Consider the following 22,039-nt stretch of genomic DNA (forward strand, 5'->3'; position numbering starts at 1 on the left):
GTTGTTAATTTTTCCTTTTCCATTTTTTAATACTTAAAATCAAAATTTGAACCACAATTTACAAACATAACATTTTTATCTAACAAAGTATTATAAAAGTTATTTACTGCCTGTTGGCCTCCATTAGCAAATAATGTTTGAATATAGGTCCAATCTAATTCTGAATCTGGATATTGGGTAGTTATCAATTCAGATAATGTAGGTATATTTTTTATGATAGAATAAATAAAATAGCGGAAAAACCATAATTTTTCTGTCATTCTAGCTCTATCTGATTCATAATATCTATGAGTAGTTTCAAGTAATCCCTTCACTTTTCTCATTAACTTATCATTATCAAACGAATTCTGTAAATACATAATTACCAACAGACATAAAGAGTAATCATCTACTTCTGTTGACAACATTTCTATCATCTCATCCTCAGTTAAATTCAAAGCATCATTGCCAAACAATACAATATATAATAATATTTGATTTAACTCTAGGTCAAAGTGATTCTGTATATTATGCTCCAATTGTTTTTTTATGGAAAGTAAATTATTACCAATATATTCATTAAATACATCTTTTATTCTCGACTTATAATTTTTTAAATAGTCATCCAAAAGACTCAATAACTTATTATAAAGCTCGGGTTTTTCCAAGGTCAATTCAATTAAGTATTCCAAGAGAGAAAAGTCCGAAAAATCATCTTTATTTAGAATAATCTCTGCTAAATCCGACTCTGCAATCTTATTGTTAGAGAAAGCGATATCCATTCCTGAAAAAATAACTTTCAAACTTCCTTTATTCCCTCTAGACTCCATAGAAATGCAATAATTTATGTAATTCTTTAGAATTTCTTTTCTCTTTTTATTATCTGTTTCAGAATAAAAATTATATTTAACTAAATAATTAAATACCTCTGTTTTATCAGTTACATTTTCAAAAGGAAAAGATAAAACAGTAGTCTTTTCACTATTGATATTTAAATTTTGTTCTCTGCATATAAGATTGAATTTCTCTAAAAAGTCATGTTCCTCTTCTTCTTTGTTGAAAGAAAAAATAAAGTCATCTACATATCTCTTATATAGGAAATTATAATCTGTCATTCTTTTGTCAAAATAACACATGTATAATTCTGCTATAATACGACTAATCATACTTCCAGTTGGAAGCCCATGCGTCTCTCCAAACTGTGACTGTTGAATTAGTTTATCCAATCTATTCTCGAAAGAATTACCATTTGAGGAAAAAGTCTTTTTAGATTCCCACTTCCCAATAATCATCCAAGGTATACTATGCGTATAAAGTGTAGGATAAAAATTTGCTAAGTCAGTATATAATCTCTTACGTCCTCCGTAGAGTAATTGTAACTCAATCTCTTTTTGTTTAGCAAAAGTCAGCTCTTTGGAATCAAAATACTTAGAAATAGATTGTCTGTTTTCTAAAAATATATCAATAAAATTTTGTTTTTGGGCTACAATATATTTTGAAAGTTTCAAATAAGAATACAAATTAGGTAATTTATATTGTCGTCTTAGTAATTCTGTTTTTGGAATATTGAAATAAACTGGTTCTGTCCAAACATCTTGTTGTACCTGAAGGGTATTTATTCTCGGAATCTTTATTAACAAATCATCAAAGTTAAACATTTTATGGTAAAAAACATCAGAGTTTGGATATTCCTCTAATTCACTCTTTTTATTTTTTTTATATGAATAATAGCCATATTTAATTAAGAATTCATTAGTAAATAACTCAGAGTAATAATCAACCAAATTATTATTTATTTTATTAAAATCCATACTTTACTCCTTCCCCAAACTCTTCCATACTATCCGGCGCACCACTAAACACAGTCACATGGCCCATCTTGCGGTTGTGCTTCGCTTCTATTTTACCATACATGTGGAGGTGGGCGCTTGGATTTTCTGTGACATATTTTTCAGCAGCCTCGACATGCTGGCCGAGGACATTGAGCATAACAGCTGGGGCATGTAGTTTGATGGCTGGCAACGGTGCTCCGAGAACGCCCAGAATATGGGTATCAAACTGAGAGAAGTCACAGGCCTCAATGGAGTAGTGCCCAGAGTTGTGTGGACGTGGGGCAATCTCATTGACAATGATGTCATCAGCCGTTGCAAACATTTCCACACAAAGAGTTCCAGACAGATTAAGCTGTTCTGCGATTCGCACCGCCATGTTTTTTGCCTTATCTGCTAGACTTTCCGAAATGCGAGCTGGCACAATGGTCTTAGAGAGGATATTGTTACGGTGAATATTTTCCTGAACTGGGAAGACTGTCACGTCCTTACCATTTCCTGACACGATGACAGAAATTTCAAGGTCGAAGTTGACAAATTCTTCCAAAACGCAGTTTGCTGAATCAGCCAGTGCATAGGTTTCTTCTAAGTCTGCTTCTGAGCGAATGACCTTTTGCCCATGCCCATCATAGCCACCAGTCGCGGTCTTGAGGACATAGTTTTTCGACAAGTCAATATCTTCCAAATCTTGGCTTGAGGTCACAACCTTGTAAGGTGCCACAATGACTTGAGCCTTGTTTGAGAGAAAGTCCTTTTCAAAAATGCGATTTTGCGAAATGCGGAGGATGTCTGTCCCTTGTGGAAGTTGCCCATCCTTGACAACCGCATCCAAACCGTCAGCATCAACATTCTCAAACTCATAAGTCAGGACATCGCATCGCTCCGCCAACTGACGCAGAGCATCCACGTCATTATAAGGAGCCACGATGATTTCCGCCACGCGAGAGGCCGGGCAATCCGCAGCAGGATCTAGCGCGATAACCTTGTGCCCCATGTAGATAGCAGAAATAGCCATCATCTGCCCCAGCTGACCACCACCGATAATTCCGATTGTTTTAGATGAGCTCATTTGTAGACTCCTCTGCGATTTTCCCTTGTTCTTCTGCGAAATCTGCCAATGCTGTCGCAATATCCTGGTCCTCTACGGAGAGGAGGCGGAGGGCAAAGAGGGCCGCATTTGTCGCACCTGCTTCACCGATAGCCATTGTCGCAACAGGTACACCGCCCGGCATCTGTACAATCGAGTAAAGCGAGTCCACGCCACTAAGGGCACGTGATTTGACGGGCACACCAATGACAGGAAGGGTTGTTTTGGCAGCTACCATGCCTGGCAAATGGGCTGCGCCACCTGCACCTGCGATGATAACCTTGATGCCACGGCTACGAGCCTCTTCGGCATGTCTGAACATGAGATCAGGTGTACGGTGGGCAGAGACAACCTTTTTTTCGTAGGCTATACCGAAGCGGTCTAGGACTTCGGCGGTTTTTTGCATGGTTACCCAGTCGGATTTTGAGCCCATGATGATGGAAATAATTGGTTTGGTCATAATTTTCCTTTTCTTCCTTTCTGATACTGGTCTTAGGTGGTGGGGACGGAAGCAAACCTTCGGTTTCATTCCTAAACTTTGAGCCTAAGGTCTCAAATTTTCCCTAGACCAGAACAGATACTGTTCTGGTCTTTTCAACACGGCGACCATTATCGTGTTTGGCGACTGCGTCGCTTTTTCTTATATCTTTATCTAATTGCCTTGCTTCCGATATCGGTTCGGTAGAAAAGTCCTTCTGTTTTTTGTTGGGCGAGTTCACTGTAAATAATGTTTTGTCCGTCTTTGACGGTGTCTGCTGTGGTGACCAGCATATAGACACGTCCGCCGTTGGATAGCAGTGCTCTGCTATTTTCCGAAAACTTAGACCCTGCATAGTAGGTGATGATATCGCCATCGGTTTTGGCTGGCAACTCGACACCCTTTGCATAGTCTAGCGGATAACCGTTAGATGCGACAACCACACCCAGAGTCACACCCTTGTCCGTCCAGGTGATGTTTGGCTCCTTGCCATCGAGGATATCCGTAATATTTTGTGCAAAGTCAGATGTCAGACGAGGCAAGATAATCTGAGTTTCTGGATCTCCGAAGCGAGCATTAAACTCGATGACCTTAGGTCCATCAGCTGTCAAGATAAGCCCTGCGTAAAGGATACCCAGATAAGGACGACCTTCTTGAATCATGCCCTCAAGGACTGGCTTGACAATCGTGTCAACCGCTGTATCAACCACACTCTGTGGTAAGTGTGGAACTGGCGCATAGGCACCCATACCACCCGTGTTAGGCCCTTTGTCGCCATCGTAGGCACGTTTGTGGTCCTGAGCCGTTGGCATGATGTAGAACTTATCACCATTGACAAAGGCAAAGAGTGAAAATTCCTCTCCTGCAAGAAACTCCTCGATAACCACACGCGCACCTGAGTCACCAAATTTATTGTCTAAAAGCATCTCATGAGCAGCTTCGACCGCTTGCTCAACTGTATCCGCAACAATGACACCTTTCCCAAGAGCCAAACCGTCTGCCTTGACAACGATTGGAGCGCCTTTTTCCTCAATGTAGGTCTTGGCCTCCTCGAAATCTGAGAATGTCCCATAGGCTGCTGTCGGAACGCCGTATTTGACCATGATTTCCTTAGCAAAATCCTTGGACCACTCCAGCTCAGCTGCCAATCTTGTCGGACCAAAGGCTTTGAGACCAGCTGCATGGAAATCATCCACGATACCAGCCGCAAGGGCATCATCTGGCCCGATAAAGGTCCAAGCAATATCGTTAGCCTTTGCAAACTCAATCAATTTAGAATGTTCGGAAATAGAGATATTTACCAATTCCAAACCATCCAGAGTCATCCCATCATTCCCAGGAGCAACAAAAACCTTTTCTACCTCTTTTGATTCAAGCAACTTCTTAGCAATCGCATGTTCACGACCACCCGAACCGACAACTAACAGCTTCATTTCTCAACCTCTTTTGCGAATTATTTAATAACATTATATCATAAACGTTCGTTTTAATCTTGTTTCACTCCGCATTTTTACGCAAAAAAGGAAAGAAACTGTTTTCTTCCCTTTAACGTTCTTAATGTCTAAAATGTCTCACGCCTGTGAAGACCATAGTCAAGCCATATTTGTCAGCGGCTTCGATAGACTCTTGGTCACGGACCGATCCACCGGGCTGGATGATAGCCTTGATACCTGCTTTGGCGATTTCTTCCACGTTATCCGCAAATGGGAAGAAGGCATCAGAAGCAAGGACAGCGCCGTCAAGACGGTCTTTAGCTTGGTCAATGGCAATACGAACGGAGGCCACACGGTTGGTTTGACCTGGGCCAACGCCAAGTGTCATGTGGTCATTAGTCACGATGATACCGTTTGATTTGACGTATTTAATAGCTTTCCAAGCAAACTCAAGAGCTGTCGCTTCTGTCTCAGTTGGCTGACGTTTGGTCACCACTTGCCAGTTAGCCGGGCTTTCTTTCACCACGTCTTGATTTTGCACAAGAAGTCCACCAACTACACCTGTGTATTCTGCTTCCACTTTGCTAGCCTCTTGAGCATCAAATGGCAAGGCAAGGATACGCAAGTTTTTCTTTTTATTGGTCAAAATGTCTAGCGCTTCATCCGTATAGCTTGGTGCAATGATGATTTCAAGGAATACACCATGCATCTTCTCAGCTGTCGCAGCATCCACCTCACGGTTGAGAACGACAATTCCACCGAAGATAGACACTGGATCAGACTCATAAGCGTAGTCCCAAGCAGTCTCAATGTCATTAGCCTGACCGATACCGCACGGGTTCATGTGTTTGAGAGCCACAACGGTTGGACGATCTTTGAAGTCACGGATGATACGAATAGCTGCATCCGCATCGCGGATATTGTTGAATGACAATTCTTTCCCGTTAAGCTGTTTAGCAGATGCAATCGAGTAGTCAGTCGGCAAGGCTTTTTGGTAGAAATCTGCATCCTGTTGAGGATTTTCCCCATATCGCATGGCCTGCTTGAGGTCATAAGTCAAAGTGAGCTTTTCAGGTTTGCTTTCACCCACTTGAGTTGTGAAATACTCTGCAATCAAAGCATCATAAGCCGCTGTGTGACGGAAAACCTTGGCTGCCAAACGTTGGCGAGTTTCGTAAGTAGTCTCACCATTTTCTACCAATTCGTCAAGAACCACTGCGTAGTCAGCTGGATCTACCACAACTGTTACGCTGGCATGATTTTTCGCTGCTGAACGAAGCATAGATGGCCCGCCGATATCGATATTCTCCACCGCATCAGCATAAGTCACATCTGGTTTGAGGATGGTTTCCTTAAATGGGTAAAGGTTTACCACAACAAGATCAATGAGCTCGATTTGATTGTCTTTAGCCGCTTCCAGGTGACTATCCAAATCACGACGAGCGAGAAGCCCTCCGTGGATATTTGGGTGGAGGGTCTTGACACGACCGTCCATCATTTCCGGGAAACCAGTCACATCATCGATCGCAATGGTATCAACACCAGCATTATCAAGGGCAACTTTAGTACCACCAGTTGAGATGATGTCCCAACCAAGTTTTTTAAGTTCTTGGGCAAATTCAACAATGCCCGCTTTGTCTGAGACGCTGATTAAGGCGCGTTTAGTCATTATATTCTCCTTTTTAATCATTAGTTAAACACCAATTAAATGCAGTAACAGTAAAACAAAATAAGCAAAACCAAGGCTAAGCATACCTAAGATATTGACCCATTTTCTAATCTGTGATTTGAACACTCTTATAAAAATTTGATAAATCAGTAAGCCTACACAAACACCTAGCGTATTTAAAGCCAAATCCGTTATATCTGTTATACCTATTGCTAAAATATACTGTAAGCACTCAAACAATAAACTAATCAAGAAACCTGTCCCGACTATTTTTAAACTAGATAAATTAGTTTTTATCAGAGGGAAACAAACACCTAATGGAATAAAGGAAATCAGATTAAATAACATTTCAGCAAAAACAATTTTTCCATCTACTATTAGTGGTTCTGAAAATGGAATCCAATTGATGTACCTTGGAGCTAAGAAAAATGCTATAAATTCAGGATTGGTCTCAAACTTAAATAAGATTCCCCAAGTTAATAACATCAGATAGACATAAAATACATATCGAGTTGTTTTTTTAGATTCTAACATTACAAATACCTCCGTTTGACATCGTTTTCAACAATCACTGACTCCAATTTTGAATCAAAGATATCATATGAATCATCAATGGCACTGGTGCTCACCCCAGCATTATCAAGGGCAACCTTGGTTCCACCTGTTGAGATGATGTCCCAACCAAGTTTTTTTGAGTTCTTGGGCAAATTCAACAATGCCCGCTTTGTCTGAGACGCTGATTAAGGCGCGTTTAGTCATTATATTCCTCTTTCTTTAGGTCCAAGCGCATAGCGACTTCATTATTTTCTTCTATAAATCCTGTTTCCTGAAAACCCAAACTAGTCAGCAGGTGCTTCATTTTTTCATTTCCAACCACATAATCTGCGATAATATGATTGCAAGTGCTATCCATCTGAGCCTTTTTGATCAGAACTTCCACGGCTTTTCGTCCATAACCTCTTCCTTGGTACTGCTGACCAATCATTATCCGCCAGATAAAGTATTCCGCTTCATCCTTATCTATTTCCAACAGGAGAAAACCAACCACAAGCTCATTCCAATAAATTGCCATTGGAAACACATCCCCATTCTCTCTGTAGAGCCATGCGTCAGCTAAAGAGCGTACATTTGGAGACACGAAACGTGCTCGTTCATCAGCTTCAGATATTTTCAAATCCAGCACTGCCTGAAAACTGCTCTCATCTACTAATTTTATCTCAATCATTTTTTCTCCTAGCAAGATTGCACAATCAAAATTTGATTTACTTCTTATCTTCTCCCTACTCCCAAACATTCCAACACTTCTAGATAGAGCTGATACTCGGTGGCATGAATCCGAGTTTCAAAACTTTCAATCGTATCATCAGCCAGCCGTGGCACACGTACTTGGTTGATGATCTTACCAGTGTCCACACCAGAATCTACCCAGTGAATGGTCACGCCGCTCTCAGCAACGCCAGCAGTCCAAGCATCCTCAATCCCATGAGCTCCTGGAAATTCTGGCAGGTAGGCTGGATGAATGTTGATAATCCGGCCTTCATAAGCTGCTAATAAGGTTGGTCCAACGATTTTCATGTAGCCTGCTAGGCAAACCAAGTCAATCTGGTGTTCTTCCAAGAGTTCGACAAGGGCTGCTTCGTAGTCTGCCTTGCTCTCAAACTCCTTGAGTTCAAAAGCATAGGACAGAACGCCGAGCTTGTCTGCACGTTCGAGCACATAGGCATTACGATGGTCTGAAAAGACAAACTCTACTGGAAATTGTTCCGCTACCACCTGAAAATTTGAGCCATTACCAGAGGCAAAAACCGCTATTTTTTTCATTTGATGATGACACTTTCGTTTTCTTTCTTGACGATACGACCAATTTCATAGACTGGTTCATCCAACAATTCCTTGACACGACTTACATTTTCAGGGCTAACTGCCAGCATGAGCCCCACACCCATATTGAAGATTTCAAACATTTCTTCATGTTTGATTTTACCATATTTTTCAAGAGCTTTGAAAATTGGAAGCACGGGAACCTTGTCTTCTTCAATCTCAGCAGCCAAGTCAGCTGCAAACATACGAGGGACATTCTCGATAAAGCCACCACCTGTGATGTGGGCAATTCCATTGACCAACTCTTCTTTGATGAGTGGCAAGACAGCCTTGACATAGATACGAGTTGGCTCAAGAAGAACTTCCTTAAGTTTCTTGCCTTCCAATTCTGGCAAGATTTCCTCACCTGTGTAATCCGCAAAGACACGACGGACGAGAGAGTAACCATTGGAATGAATCCCACTTGAAGCAAGTCCGAGAAGAACATCTCCTTCTGCCACCTTTGAACCGTCAATGATTTGAGATTTTTCAGCCACACCGACCGCAAAACCAGCCAAGTCATAGTCAGCTTCGCCGTACATGCCAGGCATTTCAGCCGTTTCCCCACCAATGAGGGCAGCGCCTGCCTGCACACAACCTTCTGCCACACCAGCGACAACTTGTTCTAGTTTAGCTGGTTCATTCTTCCCTGTCGCCACATAGTCCAGGAAATAGAGAGGCTCCGCACCTGCAGCGATGATATCATTAACACACATGGCCACACAGTCCTGACCGATAGTATCGTGCTTGTCGTACTTGATAGCCAGCATGATCTTAGTTCCGACACCGTCAGTCCCTGAAATCAAGACAGGTTCTTTAACCCCAGTCTTTGAAAGGTCAAACATACCACCAAAGCCACCAAGAGCTCCCATGACACCTGCACGCTCCGTACGAGCCACGTGCTTTTTAATCCGTTCAACAACTTCATAACCCGCTTCAACATCCACGCCAGACTGGGCATAAGCATTCTTATTTGTCATTTTTATATTCCTTTTCTTTAACGGAAGATCTGCCATCTATTTGTAAAAACTGGTCTTTTCTTCCAAACTTCGACGATAGTCTTCTTCATAATCGTAGAGAGGTGTTGGGTAGTCACCGTCAAAGTAAGCGACACAGAGACCACCATTTGGTGCATCTGTTTCAATCCCAATCGAATCAATCAAACCTTCAACAGAGAGGTAAGTCAGGCTGTCAGCTCCAATGATTTGGCGCGTTTCTTCAACCGTGTGATTGGCCGCAATCAGTTCCTGACGAGTCTGGATATCAATCCCATAGAAACATGGATAAGCTAGCGCTGGACTACCAATAGCAACGTGAACTTCAGTCGCACCCGCTTCTTTCAAGAGCTGAACGATACGACGAGAAGTTGTTCCTCGTACAATAGAGTCATCAATCATAACAACACGCTTGCCTTTGACAACACCAGAAACTGCAGACAATTTCATCCGTACCCCTTGCTCCCGCAATTCTTGAGTCGGTTGGATAAAGGTACGTTGGGTGTATTGGTTCTTGATAAGACCCATTTCATTTGGCAAACCAGATTCTTCCGCAAATCCCATGGCTGCGCTGAGGGAAGAATTGGGCACACCGACCACGATATCTGCCTCATGCTTAAATTCACGCGCCAATTGGGCACCCATACGTTTACGTGCCGTATGGACATTGACACCATGAATGTTAGAATCAGGGCGGGCAAAATAGATATACTCCATAGAACAGATTGCTAACTGAGTATCATCTGTATAGCTATCATACTGGATGCCCTTGTCATCAATGATCACAATCTCACCTGGCTTCAAATCACGAATCCATTCAGCACCAATGACTTCAAAAGCACAGGTTTCAGAGGAAACCACCACCGCTCCGTTGGCCATTTTCCCGATAGAAAGCGGACGGAAACCATTGGGGTCAAGAGCCGCAATCAACTTATCCTCAAACAGCAGGATATAGGCAAAGCCACCTTTGACAAGGCTGAGCGCTTCCTTGATTTTGCCCATCAAGTTCGGATTATGACTGCGACGAATAAGATGAGCCAAGATTTCAGAGTCCGAAGTCGCACTGAAAATGGCTCCTCTTTCTTCTAACTCCTTCTTGAGAGTGGCTGCATTGGTCAGATTCCCATTATGAGCCAAGCCAAACTGCATATCGTGAAAACGGAAGAGGAAGGGCTGGATATTATCTACAGAAGCTTCGCCAGCAGTCGCGTAACGCACATGCCCAATCGCACCAGTTCCTGTCAATTTATCTAAGTTAGCCGGATTTCTGAAGACTTCTGATAGAAGACCCATATCGCGATGGCGCTTCAGTTGTCCTTGATCATTGGAGAGAATTCCTGCCCCCTCCTGACCACGGTGCTGAAGACTATGGAGACCAAAATAGGTCAATTTAGCAGCATCTGGATGTCCCCAGATACCGAAAACACCACATTCTTCATTAAGAGATTTTACTTCGTATGTCATTTTTTATACCTAATTTTCATTTGCAATCGTCAAGAGATAAATCTACATAACTTTTACATTACTGATACTATCTATTAGAAAATCTGCAAGTCTTATTTTCCAGTGAAATATTTAACCGCTGACGCAAACAGGTGCTGGTCTTTATTTCCTGGGATGTTTTGGAAAAGACCTTCCTCATAACGTTCTGAGTGGCCCATCTTACCGATGATTTGGCCGTTCTTACTGGTAATTCCTTCGATAGCATGGACAGAACCATTCGGATTGTACTTAGAGTCCATACTTGGTTTGCCGTCAAAGTCAACGTATTGGCTAAAGATTTGACCATTGTCACGGAGTTCAGCGAATTCCTCAGCCGTCACGACAAACTTCCCTTCACCGTGTGAAACAGGAATAGCGTGAATATCGCCCACTTGCACCGCAGCTAACCATGGTGAGTTGATGTTGGCAATGCGAGTTTCCACCATCTTGGCCACGTGTTGGTTGGCATCATTGTAGAAGAGGGTTGGACTAGTACTGCTAGCATCTTCAAAGTTTCCGTATGGAAGAAGACCTGATTTGACCAAGGCCTGGAACCCATTACAGATACCGATAATCAAGCCACCACGAGCGATAAAGCTATCAATAGAGGCTCGCACTTTTTCATTAAGCAGAATATTGACAATAAACTTGGCTGAACCATCTGGCTCGTCCGCAGCTGAGAATCCACCTGCAAAGAAGAGAATGTTAGCCTTGCCGATGTTGTCAACCATGATTTCAACCGACTTGACAATAGCCTCTTCATTCAAGGTCACAAATGGCACCAAGTTGACCTCTGCACCTTCTTTTTCAAAAGCCTTAGCTGAGTCATACTCTGAGTTGGTTCCTGGGAAGACTGGAATATAAACCACCGGTTTTTCAACCTTTTCTTTGGCTTGGATGACTGTGTTAGTAGCGACAGCTGGAACTTCTGCTAGTTCTTTGGCTTGTGCAAATTCTGTTGGGTAAACTTCTTCCAGTCTTCTTTGGAAGGCACTGTCAAGTTTGTGTCCATCTAACTTCACACCGTTGACAAGGAGTGTAAAGTCTGCACTTGTTTGTCCAATCTTCTCTACTCCAGCGATTTCTTCAGGAGATGTGAAGACAAATCCGCCTAATTGAGCTGTCAAAGCTGTTTCAAGTTCAGACAAGATTACCTCAGCACCGACATGATTTCCAAAAGTAGCAAGAGCCAAGCTTTCAAGGACACCACCGTATTTAACAGCTGAAGCTGCTGTTACTTTGTGAGCCTTTTGAAGGGCTTCAAACTGAGCAAAGTTTTTCTTAATCAAGGCAAAATCAATCTCTGCAGAGAGGGCTTGACCTGGGATGTAGTAGATATTTTCACCAGCAGTTTTGAACTCTGGAGAGAGGACCTTACGGCTATCTGCCGTCGTCACCCCAAAGGCTACCAAGGTTGGTGGCACCGTCAATTCTTCAAAGGTACCAGACATGGAGTCCTTACCACCGATAGATGGCAAACCAAGTTGGATTTGTGCTTCGATTGAACCTAGAAGAGCTGCTACTGGCTGACCAAAACGCTCTGCTTGTTTATCCATGCGCTCGAAATACTCTTGGTAAGAGAAACGAGCCTTAGACCAGTTGGCACCAGCAGCAACCAAACGAGCAGTTGCTTCGATAACCGCATAAGCAGCACCGTGGTATGGAGACCATTCAGCTACATATGGGTTGAAACCTTGAGCCATGACTGACGCAGTATGAGTCACACCGTGTTGAACTGGCAATTTCTGTACAGATGCCTCAGTTGGAGTGAGTTGATAGCGGCCGCCAAGTGGGTGATTGACCGTTGAACGACCGACCGAACAGTCAAAAATGGTTTGCAAGCCTTTTTGACTCGCATGGTTCAAATCAGACAGAACCACAAGAGTATCTGCTTCAAGTGTGTCAGCGCTTGTTGTACGCTCTTCTGGGAGTTTGACATCCTTATCCACAACCTTAGCATCGACGACCACGCGCACACCATTGGTATCAAGGAAACGACGTTCCAAGTCGACAATTGTTTCACCATTCCAATGCATGACAAGATTTGGTTTTTCAGTTACTGTCGCAACAACAACAGCATCAATATTCTCTTTGTTACATTCTACAACAAAGGCATCTACGTCCTCAGGACGAACCACCACAGCCATCCGTTCTTGAGATTCAGAGATGGCAATTTCGGTACCATTCAAGCCTTGGTATTTAAGAGGCACTTTGTTAAGGTCGATTTCAAGTCCATCAGCCAATTCACCGATAGCTACACAGACACCACCAGCACCAAAGTCATTAGACTTCTTGATAAGACGAGTGACATCGCCATTACGGAACAGACGTTGAATCTTGCGTTCTTCGATGGCATTCCCTTTTTGAACCTCAGCACCAGCAGTCTCTACAGACTCAACTGTTTGAACTTTAGAAGAGCCTGTCGCACCACCGACACCATCACGTCCAGTCTTACCTCCAAGAAGAATAATCACATCACCCGCTTCTGGTTTTTCTCGGACGACATTGCCCTTGGGAGCAGCACCTACAACTGCACCTAACTCCATACGTTTAGCAACAAAGCCTGGGTGGAAGTACTCACGAACGTAGGTTGTTGCAAGCCCAATCTGGTTTCCGTAAGAAGAATAACCATGAGCAGCTGTCTTAGAAATGACTTGTTGTGGCAATTTCCCAGCACGCGTTTCCGAAATCGGTGCTGTAATATCACCAGCACCTGAGATCCGCATGGCTTGGTAAACATATGAGCGACCTGATAATGGGTCACGAATGGCTCCACCAATACAGGTAGCAGCCCCACCAAATGGCTCAATCTCAGTTGGGTGGTTGTGGGTTTCATTTTTAAACATGAGGAGCCATGGCTCTTTCACACCATCAACATCCACTTCGATTTCTACTGAGCAAGCATTAATCTCGTCTGACACTTCCATATCGTCCAAACGACCATTAGCACGCTCATAACGACCGAAAATAGTTGCCATATCCATCAAGGTTTGCGGTTTTTCAGAACGCCCCAACTCATCACGCATAGCGATATATTTGTCATAGGTCGCCTGCAATTGCTTTTGGAATTTAGAAGCTGAAAAATCGATGTGTTTCAACTCTGTCTCAAAAGTCGTATGACGGCAGTGGTCAGACCAGTAAGTGTCCAAAACCTTGAGTTCAGTCTCAGTTGGCACGCGCCCGATTGACTTGAAATAGTCTTGGATAAAGAGCAAATCATCCACTTCCATAGCCATCCCTTGCTCGGCCTTGTAGCGAGCAAAGTCTTCTGCTGTATAGCTTTCAAAGAAAGTCAATTTTGGAATGGTCTTGTCTGACTCAGAAAATTCCTGCTTGGCAATCCCTGCCGTAATATCCTTGAAACGAGAATCAACTGGGTTGAGCAGATAGTTCTTGACCGCTTCCAACTCAGTCGCATCAATATCTTTATTGACCAAATAAAGTTGAGCAGTATTAACCGTTACATCACTCGAACTTCCTAGTAAAAGCAAGGCTTCCTGTGAAGATGCTGCACGCTGGTCAAACTGCCCTGGTAGGCTTTCAATCGCAAAGAAAGCATAGTTGGCAAGATCCGCCTGCACAGCAGTTTCGTCCAAGACATGGTCTGTCACCTGCTCAGAGAAGATGTGCTTCTCTGCAGGTGCAAACAGGTCCTCTGCCAAGTCAAATACATCATACACTTGCACGATGCGAATACTTTTCAAGCTTGAAAGTCCCAAGTTGTGTTGGAGCTCTCTCACCAAACTCTCTGACTTGACCTGAAAATCAGCCTTTTTTTCAACAAAAATACGTTTATCCATCAATTCTTATTCCTTTATTTCAGCTCTTGCAATGTTTCCAAATGACCTTGAGAGTCTTGCAAATAGATTATTTCAATTCCTGCAACTTTTCCCAAACAATCTCGTAAACGTCTGTTAGTTCTCCCAATCCTCTACGGAGTGAAAAGGTCTGGGGGACCTTTTCAGCCTGAGTCCTTTTAGTTGAGAGACGAAGGTTTTCCGTTGCAAACAGATTATTTCAAACCTTGCAGCTTCTCCCAAACAACTTCATAAACATCGGTTAATTCACCTAGTCCCCTACGGAAAACATCCTTATCCATGTGGTTGCCATCCGCATCCCACAAACGGCAGTTATCTGGTGAAAATTCATCTGCCAAGATAATCTTGCCATCCTTTCCAAAACCGAACTCTAGCTTAAAGTCAATCAACTTAAGGCCAATCTCAGCAAACCAGACCTTCAAAAGTTCATTGATACGACGCGTTTCTTCCTTCAAGTAGGCAATCTGCTGCTCATCCGCAATCTGTAGGAATTTCACATGCTCATCATTGATGAATGGATCATCCAAATCATCATTTTTGTAGTAAAATTCAACAATCGGAGTCTCCAAGGCGATTCCCTCATCCACACCAAAACGTTTTGAAAAAGAACCAGCTGTATAGTTGCGGAGCACGACTTCCAAAGGAATAATCTCAACCTTTTTATTGAGTTGTTCCGTGTCTGAAAGTTTCTCCACAAAGTGAGTCGCCACACCAGCCGCATTTAATTTCTCAAAAATAAAAGATGAAATCTGATTATTCAATACTCCCTTGCCCGCAATCTGCTCCTTCTTGACACCATTGAAAGCAGTCGCCTGGTCCTTGTAAATTGAAATAATAAGATTTTCATCCTCAGTTGTATAGATATCTTTAGCTTTTCCCGAATAGATCAATTGTTTTGACATTTTAAAGTTCGCCTTTCGTATTACTTGAGCACATTCTACCACAAAAAAACTAAAAATACAAGAATTTAAACGAATAAATATAATATTGTCCTCGAAAATAGTAAAGAAAAAACTGCAAGAAAGATCTTTCTCACAGTTTTAAAATCATTTAACTCTAAAAACACGAACATTACTCTTTGTTCAAAAATTGATCTAAATAATAACGTAGGTAACTTTTCTTGCCCGTAATCATCTGCAGGCGACCTTCCACCCCGTACCGAAGTTTTTCAGCCTGCTCCGAAGTTAGATTAGTCTCCGCCTCAATTTTAAAGAAATTCCCTTTTTCAGTCTTGGTAGCTGTCGCATCAATACTTGTAATAGTAGAATCTAGGAAAAGCTGATTCTTGGCATCATGAGTCGTAGTATAGCGAACAGAATCACCGACCTTGACTCTTGCTACATCTTTTGAACTAAGATAAGCTGTTAGTTTGGCTTTTCCTTCTTTTTCCAAGGACGGATAAAGTTGGGCTAGTAAGGCACCTTCTGCTACCATAGTAGAATCACTGGTCTCAGGATTAAGATGAAGCACCCCATCCTCACTCGCCGTAATTTTCCCCTTATCTAAAAGATTTCCCTGAACCTTCTTGCCTGACTCTGCCTCCAAGATTTTCTGGTCTAAAAGGGTCAATTCTTGACCAACCTTAGCCAAGTGTTGTGATTTGAGAGACTCCAATTGACTGCCTAAGCCTGACGCATAGGCTTGCTGGGTACCTGAACCTGCATACTGAACACGGTAAGTAGCAAGACTGGATTCTAACTGAGAGAGCTGTGCTTCTACCTGAGCAACAGCCTGGGCCTTAGATTGCGGATTTTCCTCGCCCTGAGACTTATAGGACTGGTAGAGAGAGTAGGCTAGATTCTGACTGGCCAAGGAAGCACCTGTTTCAATAGCTGACTTAGCTGTCTGGTAATCGCGAATTTTAGCCTCTGTTTGACTGATGAGGTTGCCGATTTCGACTTGGGTTTGGCTAGCTGCTGCATTCTGGGATGCGATGGTCTCATTTTGTTGCGATGTACTAGCCCTAAGACTGCCTGCTTGACTGATGTAGTCGCGAAAGGTGGCTTGATAGCCAAACTTATCCTCCTCTGGAAAGTGATTCTCCCCTTCTTGCAGACTTTTTTGCAAATACTCCAATTGCTTTTTTTGATCCTTAAGCATGTCCAACTGACCAGCATAGGCCTCCGCTTGGACACCCTCTGCCCCTTCTTGATATTGAACCAACAGTTCTCCCTTTTTAACCAGCTTATTTTCTTCCAAATGATTGACAAGAATACGATTGTTGCTAGTTGACTGGATATTTGCAAGGATACGACTAGGCTCGACAGTAGCTCTAGTAGACAAACTCAGCTCCTTCTCTGCAAATATTGCAAAGCCAAGCAAAAACACGAGCAGAAGGAACATGGGGACAATCACCCGACTGGAAAAATTATGGTAACGACGATTATAAAACTCCGCACTTTCTAAAAATTCTGGTTTCATCTTCTCCTCTTTCTAGCTATTCACCAAATGGGCATAAAATCCACCCTGTGCAAGCAAATCAGCATGCTTTCCTTCTTCAACAATCTTGCCCTGATCCAAAACAACCACCTTCTCTGTCCGCTCAGCAATGGTCAAGCGGTGGGCGATGAAAATCAAGGTCTTGTCTAAAGCCATGAGATTATCGACAATTCGCTTCTCTGTCAAGATATCCAGACTGCTGGTCGCCTCATCCAAAATCAAGACCGGCGCATCTGTCAAGAGAGCACGCGCCAAAGCAATTCTCTGACGTTGACCACCTGAAATTCCTGCCCCATCCGAAGTCAATTCTGTCTGGTAATTCAGTGGCATACGCTCAATGTCCTCCCGAATCTCTGCCAATTCGACCGCCCGTAAGATATCCTCTTGAGTCGTCCCTTCCTTGGCTCCAAGGAGAAGATTCTCCAAAATCGTTCCGTTAAAGACATAAGGCTGTTGAGGCAGATAGTTGATATACTGACGCAGGACTTTTTTATCAATCTGATTGAGATTGACACCACCCAGACTAATCTCTCCCTGACTTGGGTCGTAAAAATTAACCATCATCTTGGCCAATGTCGTCTTACCTGACCCTGAAATCCCCACAAAAGTCACCTTAGAACCCTGCGGAATAGTCAAATTGATATCTGATAAGACATCTCGACCATAGCCATACTTATAGGAAACCTGCTTGAAAGTCATCTCTCCCTTCATCAAGCTCAAATCCTCAACTGTTTTCTTCTCCTCAAACTCAGAAGTTACCAGATAAACCTCATTCAGACGGTTATTAGCAACCTGCGCTGTCTGAAGCTTGGTTTGCAGATTGATGATATTTTCCAAAGGGTTTGTAAAGTAAACAAGCAAGGTATTATAGGTAATCAACTGCCCCAAACTCATCTTGCCATCCATAACCAGAACAGCTCCCATCCAGAGAATCCCGACATTGAGCAAGAGATGGGCAACCTTTTTCAGAGCCTTTTGCTGACTCTCTGCCCGACTATAGGTAAAGGATTTTTTCAGATAATCCACAAATTCCTTGTCAATTTTTTGGTAACGCTGACTCTCACTGGTCAAGGACTTGATAGTCTCAATACCATTGATGTCCTCAATGATAGAAGAAGACAGAACCGCATTGGCTTCCATGGTATCCCGATTCATCTTTTCAAACGGCTTCATAAAAGCAAAGATAATCACTGTGTAGATAGGAAGCGCCAATAAGGTCATGAAAAAGAGATTGGTATTTTGTGAAAATAAAACAAGAGAAATAATGACAACCGTTGACACATCTAGGAAAATCGAAAGAATAGTCGAAGCCAGCGCATCGATAATACTGTTAGCATCTGTAAAACGAGACACGATTTCCCCTGTACGACGTGTCGCAAAAAAGGACATAGGCAGGTGAAAAACATGCTTGATATAGGACAAAATCACATCAATCGATAAGCGTTGCCCCAAAACAAGTAAGAGATACTCCTGAGCGTAAGACAAGATCTGCTGGAGAATATAGACAATGACCAGCCCAATAGAAATAATCCCCAGTGTCGAACGCATTTGATCTGGCACATAGGTATCAATGATAGACTGTAGATAATAAGAACCCACAATATTAATCACGGTTACCAAGAGCGTCGCCAAAACGATATTAGCAATCAAGCCACGCTGCTTCACTAATATAGGGATAAAAGAGAGCAGACCATTCTTTTGATCCTTATGAGGCTTGTAGTCTGGACTAGGGGCCATAAACAGAGTCACTCCTGTCCATTCTTCCGCAAAACGCTCACGTGGCAGTTTGGTCAATTTCACCCCAGGATCTGGGTCGGCAATATGAATGCTATCCTTATCCTGCCCAGTCACCACATAGTAGTGGAGCAATTTTCCTTCCTTAAGAACATGGGCAACAAAAGGAAAAGTCAAATCTGGCAAGTCAAAAAGCGTCATATCCGCCTTAATTGCTCGCGTCTCAAAGCCAATCTCCTCTGCCACCTTGACCAAGCCCAAGGCCGTTGTCCCATCCATGGTCGTCTTGGCCAATTCTCGCAAGTGAGCCAAAGAATAATAGCTACCATAGTAGCCAAAAACCATGGCTAATGAAGCTACACCGCAGTCCATCTGATCCACCTGCGGACGATAGTGACGTTTCCCAAATTTCATATTCATCTCCTTTTCCTAAACTCATCTTATAATAACTATCTTACCCCAATCCTCAAACAAAAACTGGACTTCCTTCCCAAATGCTCCTATCTACCTCCCAACTGTACTTTTTGGATAAAAAATAAGCAGAACAAACGTCCTACCTACTAAAAATATGGTATGAAAGGAAATTGATTTTTTACTGTCACCCTAGGCAAGCCTGGAACAAATAAATCATTGATAGTAACACTTACGACATCCTATTTATTACTTCAATTACTAATGTCCCTGCTATTCCTAAGCCACCTCTGGTATAATCTATTCATGGTCAGAATAGATAACACCGTTCTAAGTTACGATTCATAGTTACTCCTTTTTTTGATTCGTTACTATAAGACATCTATTCCCTGTAGAGCGTATACTACCTCAAATTTACCCATTCTTTTTTTCTTTACTTCTGTATAAAAGAATGAAGACCATCATAAATAATGCAATCGTTGGTATATTGAAACTATCAAAGCAAGTAGGTAAAGATACTTTATTCATATCAGCTACTAATCTGATGATGATATAAGACATTGAACTAAGTAATACCATGATTTCAGGCCAAACTTTCAGTATTGATTTAACGAATTTCATATTAAACTCCGATGTGATGCATTCTTAGATTCTAGCCTAGCTATTTTCAGCGCAGACTAACAAGTCATTCTTAACTGTTTACTCTACTCGCTTTTTATTGACCTTATATCCTAGATAAAAGAGCCCAAATAAAACGGGGTAAATTTCTGGATAAAATAGGGTATTGATTGGATTTTTCAAAATCAAATACGTTGCGATGTAGATTATGAGAGATATGGTAAAATAACCCTCAGCAAAACCTAATAAAAATGTTTTCATAGAAAGCTCCTATTTACCTGACAAGAATGGCGGAAAAACGCTACCATTCATATACACAAAATCCTTTTGATTCATGTTCTTCATTTATAGTTTTGATTATTTTTTGACAAATCTTTGCGAAAAATACCAAAATATCCTGCGAAAAGCAAACCAACTAAAGTCCATTGCCAATTAAAGGATACTAACGAACCTGTACGAATCACATGAAGCGCGACATTAAGAGCTATTCCCAACAAAGGACATATCGTGGCTAATTTAGGTAACAATGTATTGAGATTAAGGTTGCGATTATTCATTATCTAACGCCCACGACGAGCCAAATCTGAACCAAATTTGTAACCAGCATTAAAAATTTGTACAGCAGCATTCAGTACTCCTGCAATCCCAACTGCTTCCGCAAGACCAAAACCACCTTTTGTTCCCACTAATTCATCGTCAGATAATTGATAAAATTGTTCTAAGTTCATATTCGTCATTACTCCTTTGTATTATATTTTATTGCTATGTAAATGAGTAAAATGAGTATTGGATAAGTAAATACTTCTGAAATATCCATAAAATTTACACTATACTGTCCAGATAATATTTTATAATCAATTAAAATTTGAACGATAGTAAAAATAATACGTAGCGATAACAATACCCCTAATAATATCACTTCTTTTTTTAAAAACATAGAAATGCCTCTCTGACTACAATCAGATTATGGTCTATTCGCATAATACCCCAAAGCTGCTCCTCCAGCAAAAAGCGCTGCTGCTCCACCTGCTACTGCTGCACCTATCTTCCAAATAGATACTCCAGCGACTACAAGAGGTAATGCTCCCCCATCTACATTCACCAACTCTTCTTCTGTAAGAGCTACAAAGTTCTGCTCCATTTTGTCAAAATTTGTCATCTTTTTCTCCTATTGTTCTATTTTTTCTAAATCTTATCTTCTAAAAAATGGGGTTCCAATAAATACACCGCGTATCAATAGACCTGTAATTAGACCCCGTTGATAACTTTCCTTGCTACCACCCACCAGCAAAGCTAAGTCGCTTTCCTTTAATACTTCAATAGTATACTTATCATTCATTTCATTCATCGCTTATCCTCCTAAAAACCTAAACCTCTACGAAATCCAATGTACCAATCTGCAAGGGTCTTCGCCCAATTTTCTCCACCTTGAATATCGGTCAATTCTTCCGACGTTAGCTCAACAAATCCATAGTAATGTTCTTTCATTATTTTATTCCTTTCTTTTTTCTTCTCACTTATTTATTCGAAAAACAATTCGAAAATGTACAACTAAATTAAATTTTATTTGAAAAATAATTTAGTAAACCACGGATAAAAAATTGGTAGATACATGAACTAGGCTCCTTTCTTTTTCCTCTTACTTATCTATTCGAAAAAAATTTTCGAAAATGTACAACTATTTAAATTTTATTTGAAAAATAATTTAGTAAACCATGGATAGAAAATTGGTAGATACATAAACCAAACTCCTTCCTTTTCCTCTTACTTATCTATTCGAAAATGTACAACGAAATTAAATTTTATTTAAAAAATAACTTAATAAACCACGGATAAAAACCAGTCACATACATAAATACTCCTCTTTTTCTTCCTTACCTATCTATTCGTAATTCCCACTAAAAGTTCTAAATTTTTTATTTTCCCTGACAATAAAAAAGCAACACGACTTGCATGTTGCTTCTTGCTATTCTTTACTTTTGACGACTTCTACCACATCTCCTACACTTTGGAGTTGGTCAATTTCCTCATCGCTGATTTCGATATTAAATTCATCTTCCAGTGTCAAGATAAACTCCATCAAGTCAACTGAGTCCGCATCCAAATCGTCTTTCAGACTCAAGGATTCTGTCACGACAAAGTCCTCTCCCTGTCGCTCTTGGATAATGGTCACAATACGGTCAAAAATTTCTTTTTCTGTCATCTCT

Annotated in this window: 23 protein-coding genes and 1 pseudogene; all 24 read right to left on the bottom strand. The window is 41.6% G+C overall.

The window, feature by feature from the left end; all coding sequences use genetic code 11:
• Window positions 1-26: 26 nt before the first annotated feature.
• Complete coding sequence (locus tag HMPREF1048_RS07720; RefSeq protein ID WP_000347091.1) at window positions 27-1,790, bottom strand: RNA-directed DNA polymerase; 1,764 nt, start codon at window positions 1,788-1,790, stop codon at window positions 27-29.
• Window positions 1,780-2,877 (bottom strand): 5-(carboxyamino)imidazole ribonucleotide synthase, encoded by a 1,098-nt coding sequence (gene purK, locus HMPREF1048_RS07725; RefSeq protein ID WP_000099046.1) that lies wholly within the window; start codon window positions 2,875-2,877, stop codon window positions 1,780-1,782. Before purK ends, HMPREF1048_RS07720 begins: the two co-directional genes overlap by 11 nt.
• Entirely contained in the window at window positions 2,864-3,355 is a 492-nt protein-coding gene (purE, locus tag HMPREF1048_RS07730) for a 5-(carboxyamino)imidazole ribonucleotide mutase (protein ID WP_000165494.1), read from the bottom strand. The genes purK and purE overlap by 14 nt, the downstream gene beginning before the upstream one ends.
• A 188-nt stretch (window positions 3,356-3,543) precedes the next feature.
• Window positions 3,544-4,806, bottom strand: a complete 1,263-nt coding sequence (gene purD / locus HMPREF1048_RS07735; RefSeq protein ID WP_000772241.1) for a phosphoribosylamine--glycine ligase — start codon at window positions 4,804-4,806, stop codon at window positions 3,544-3,546.
• Between the two features lie 121 nt (window positions 4,807-4,927).
• Window positions 4,928-6,475: a bifunctional phosphoribosylaminoimidazolecarboxamide formyltransferase/IMP cyclohydrolase gene (gene purH, locus HMPREF1048_RS07740; RefSeq protein ID WP_000166535.1), complete on the bottom strand. Its 1,548-nt coding sequence runs from the start codon at window positions 6,473-6,475 to the stop codon at window positions 4,928-4,930.
• 24 nt (window positions 6,476-6,499) lie between these two features.
• Window positions 6,500-7,009, bottom strand: a complete 510-nt coding sequence (locus tag HMPREF1048_RS07745; protein ID WP_000894014.1) for a VanZ family protein — start codon at window positions 7,007-7,009, stop codon at window positions 6,500-6,502.
• Window positions 7,010-7,080: 71 nt separating this feature from the next.
• A pseudogene (locus tag HMPREF1048_RS07750) lies at window positions 7,081-7,234 on the bottom strand (bifunctional phosphoribosylaminoimidazolecarboxamide formyltransferase/IMP cyclohydrolase); the annotation flags it as partial.
• The gene (locus HMPREF1048_RS07755) at window positions 7,227-7,700 is read right to left on the bottom strand and encodes a GNAT family N-acetyltransferase (protein WP_000569799.1); all 474 of its coding nucleotides are present in this window, start codon (window positions 7,698-7,700) and stop codon (window positions 7,227-7,229) included. The pseudogene HMPREF1048_RS07750 and the gene HMPREF1048_RS07755, both read right to left, overlap by 8 nt.
• Before the next feature lie 44 nt (window positions 7,701-7,744).
• Complete coding sequence (gene purN / locus HMPREF1048_RS07760) at window positions 7,745-8,296, bottom strand: phosphoribosylglycinamide formyltransferase (RefSeq protein ID WP_000717517.1); 552 nt, start codon at window positions 8,294-8,296, stop codon at window positions 7,745-7,747.
• Window positions 8,293-9,315: a phosphoribosylformylglycinamidine cyclo-ligase gene (gene purM / locus HMPREF1048_RS07765; protein ID WP_000182561.1), complete on the bottom strand. Its 1,023-nt coding sequence runs from the start codon at window positions 9,313-9,315 to the stop codon at window positions 8,293-8,295. The genes purN and purM overlap by 4 nt, the downstream gene beginning before the upstream one ends.
• 36 nt (window positions 9,316-9,351) lie before the next feature.
• Complete coding sequence (gene purF / locus HMPREF1048_RS07770) at window positions 9,352-10,794, bottom strand: amidophosphoribosyltransferase (RefSeq protein WP_000220655.1); 1,443 nt, start codon at window positions 10,792-10,794, stop codon at window positions 9,352-9,354.
• Between the two features lie 92 nt (window positions 10,795-10,886).
• Window positions 10,887-14,612 carry a phosphoribosylformylglycinamidine synthase gene (locus HMPREF1048_RS07775; protein WP_000361184.1) on the bottom strand — a complete coding sequence of 1,242 codons (3,726 nt, stop codon included), beginning with the start codon at window positions 14,610-14,612 and terminating at the stop codon, window positions 10,887-10,889.
• 67 nt (window positions 14,613-14,679) lie between these two features.
• The gene (locus HMPREF1048_RS13645; protein ID WP_079211609.1) at window positions 14,680-14,823 is read right to left on the bottom strand and encodes a phosphoribosylaminoimidazolesuccinocarboxamide synthase; all 144 of its coding nucleotides are present in this window, start codon (window positions 14,821-14,823) and stop codon (window positions 14,680-14,682) included.
• Between the two features lies 1 nt (window position 14,824).
• A complete protein-coding gene (gene purC / locus HMPREF1048_RS07780; protein ID WP_000043273.1) occupies window positions 14,825-15,532 on the bottom strand; it encodes a phosphoribosylaminoimidazolesuccinocarboxamide synthase in 708 nt (235 codons plus the stop codon).
• Between the two features lie 169 nt (window positions 15,533-15,701).
• The gene (gene comB, locus HMPREF1048_RS07785; RefSeq protein ID WP_000801587.1) at window positions 15,702-17,051 is read right to left on the bottom strand and encodes a competence pheromone export protein ComB; all 1,350 of its coding nucleotides are present in this window, start codon (window positions 17,049-17,051) and stop codon (window positions 15,702-15,704) included.
• A 12-nt stretch (window positions 17,052-17,063) separates the two neighbouring features.
• The gene (gene comA, locus HMPREF1048_RS07790; protein ID WP_000668320.1) at window positions 17,064-19,217 is read right to left on the bottom strand and encodes a peptide cleavage/export ABC transporter ComA; all 2,154 of its coding nucleotides are present in this window, start codon (window positions 19,215-19,217) and stop codon (window positions 17,064-17,066) included.
• Between the two features lie 696 nt (window positions 19,218-19,913).
• Entirely contained in the window at window positions 19,914-20,093 is a 180-nt protein-coding gene (locus HMPREF1048_RS13470; RefSeq protein WP_000846990.1) for a hypothetical protein, read from the bottom strand.
• An 80-nt stretch (window positions 20,094-20,173) separates the two neighbouring features.
• Window positions 20,174-20,389, bottom strand: a complete 216-nt coding sequence (locus tag HMPREF1048_RS13475) for a bacteriocin immunity protein (RefSeq protein ID WP_077804538.1) — start codon at window positions 20,387-20,389, stop codon at window positions 20,174-20,176.
• 3 nt (window positions 20,390-20,392) lie between these two features.
• A complete protein-coding gene (locus tag HMPREF1048_RS07800) occupies window positions 20,393-20,560 on the bottom strand; it encodes a class IIb bacteriocin, lactobin A/cerein 7B family (RefSeq protein ID WP_001047583.1) in 168 nt (55 codons plus the stop codon).
• Between the two features lie 8 nt (window positions 20,561-20,568).
• Window positions 20,569-20,769, bottom strand: coding sequence for a hypothetical protein (locus tag HMPREF1048_RS0102395; protein ID WP_000478866.1), 201 nt, complete (start codon window positions 20,767-20,769; stop codon window positions 20,569-20,571).
• Window positions 20,770-20,796: 27 nt separating this feature from the next.
• Window positions 20,797-20,991, bottom strand: a complete 195-nt coding sequence (locus HMPREF1048_RS07805) for a class IIb bacteriocin, lactobin A/cerein 7B family (RefSeq protein WP_000180831.1) — start codon at window positions 20,989-20,991, stop codon at window positions 20,797-20,799.
• Window positions 20,992-21,024: 33 nt separating this feature from the next.
• Entirely contained in the window at window positions 21,025-21,180 is a 156-nt protein-coding gene (locus HMPREF1048_RS0102400) for a hypothetical protein (protein ID WP_001004583.1), read from the bottom strand.
• Window positions 21,181-21,191: 11 nt separating this feature from the next.
• Entirely contained in the window at window positions 21,192-21,320 is a 129-nt protein-coding gene (locus HMPREF1048_RS07810) for a smi_0059.1 family bacteriocin-like peptide (protein WP_000658219.1), read from the bottom strand.
• Window positions 21,321-21,798: 478 nt separating this feature from the next.
• Window positions 21,799-22,035 carry an acyl carrier protein gene (locus HMPREF1048_RS07815; protein ID WP_000136444.1) on the bottom strand — a complete coding sequence of 79 codons (237 nt, stop codon included), beginning with the start codon at window positions 22,033-22,035 and terminating at the stop codon, window positions 21,799-21,801.
• Window positions 22,036-22,039 lie beyond the last annotated feature (4 nt).

It is taken from the genome of Streptococcus mitis SK575 (assembly GCF_000257865.1).
GTDB classification, from domain to species: Bacteria; Bacillota; Bacilli; order Lactobacillales; family Streptococcaceae; genus Streptococcus; species Streptococcus mitis_CQ.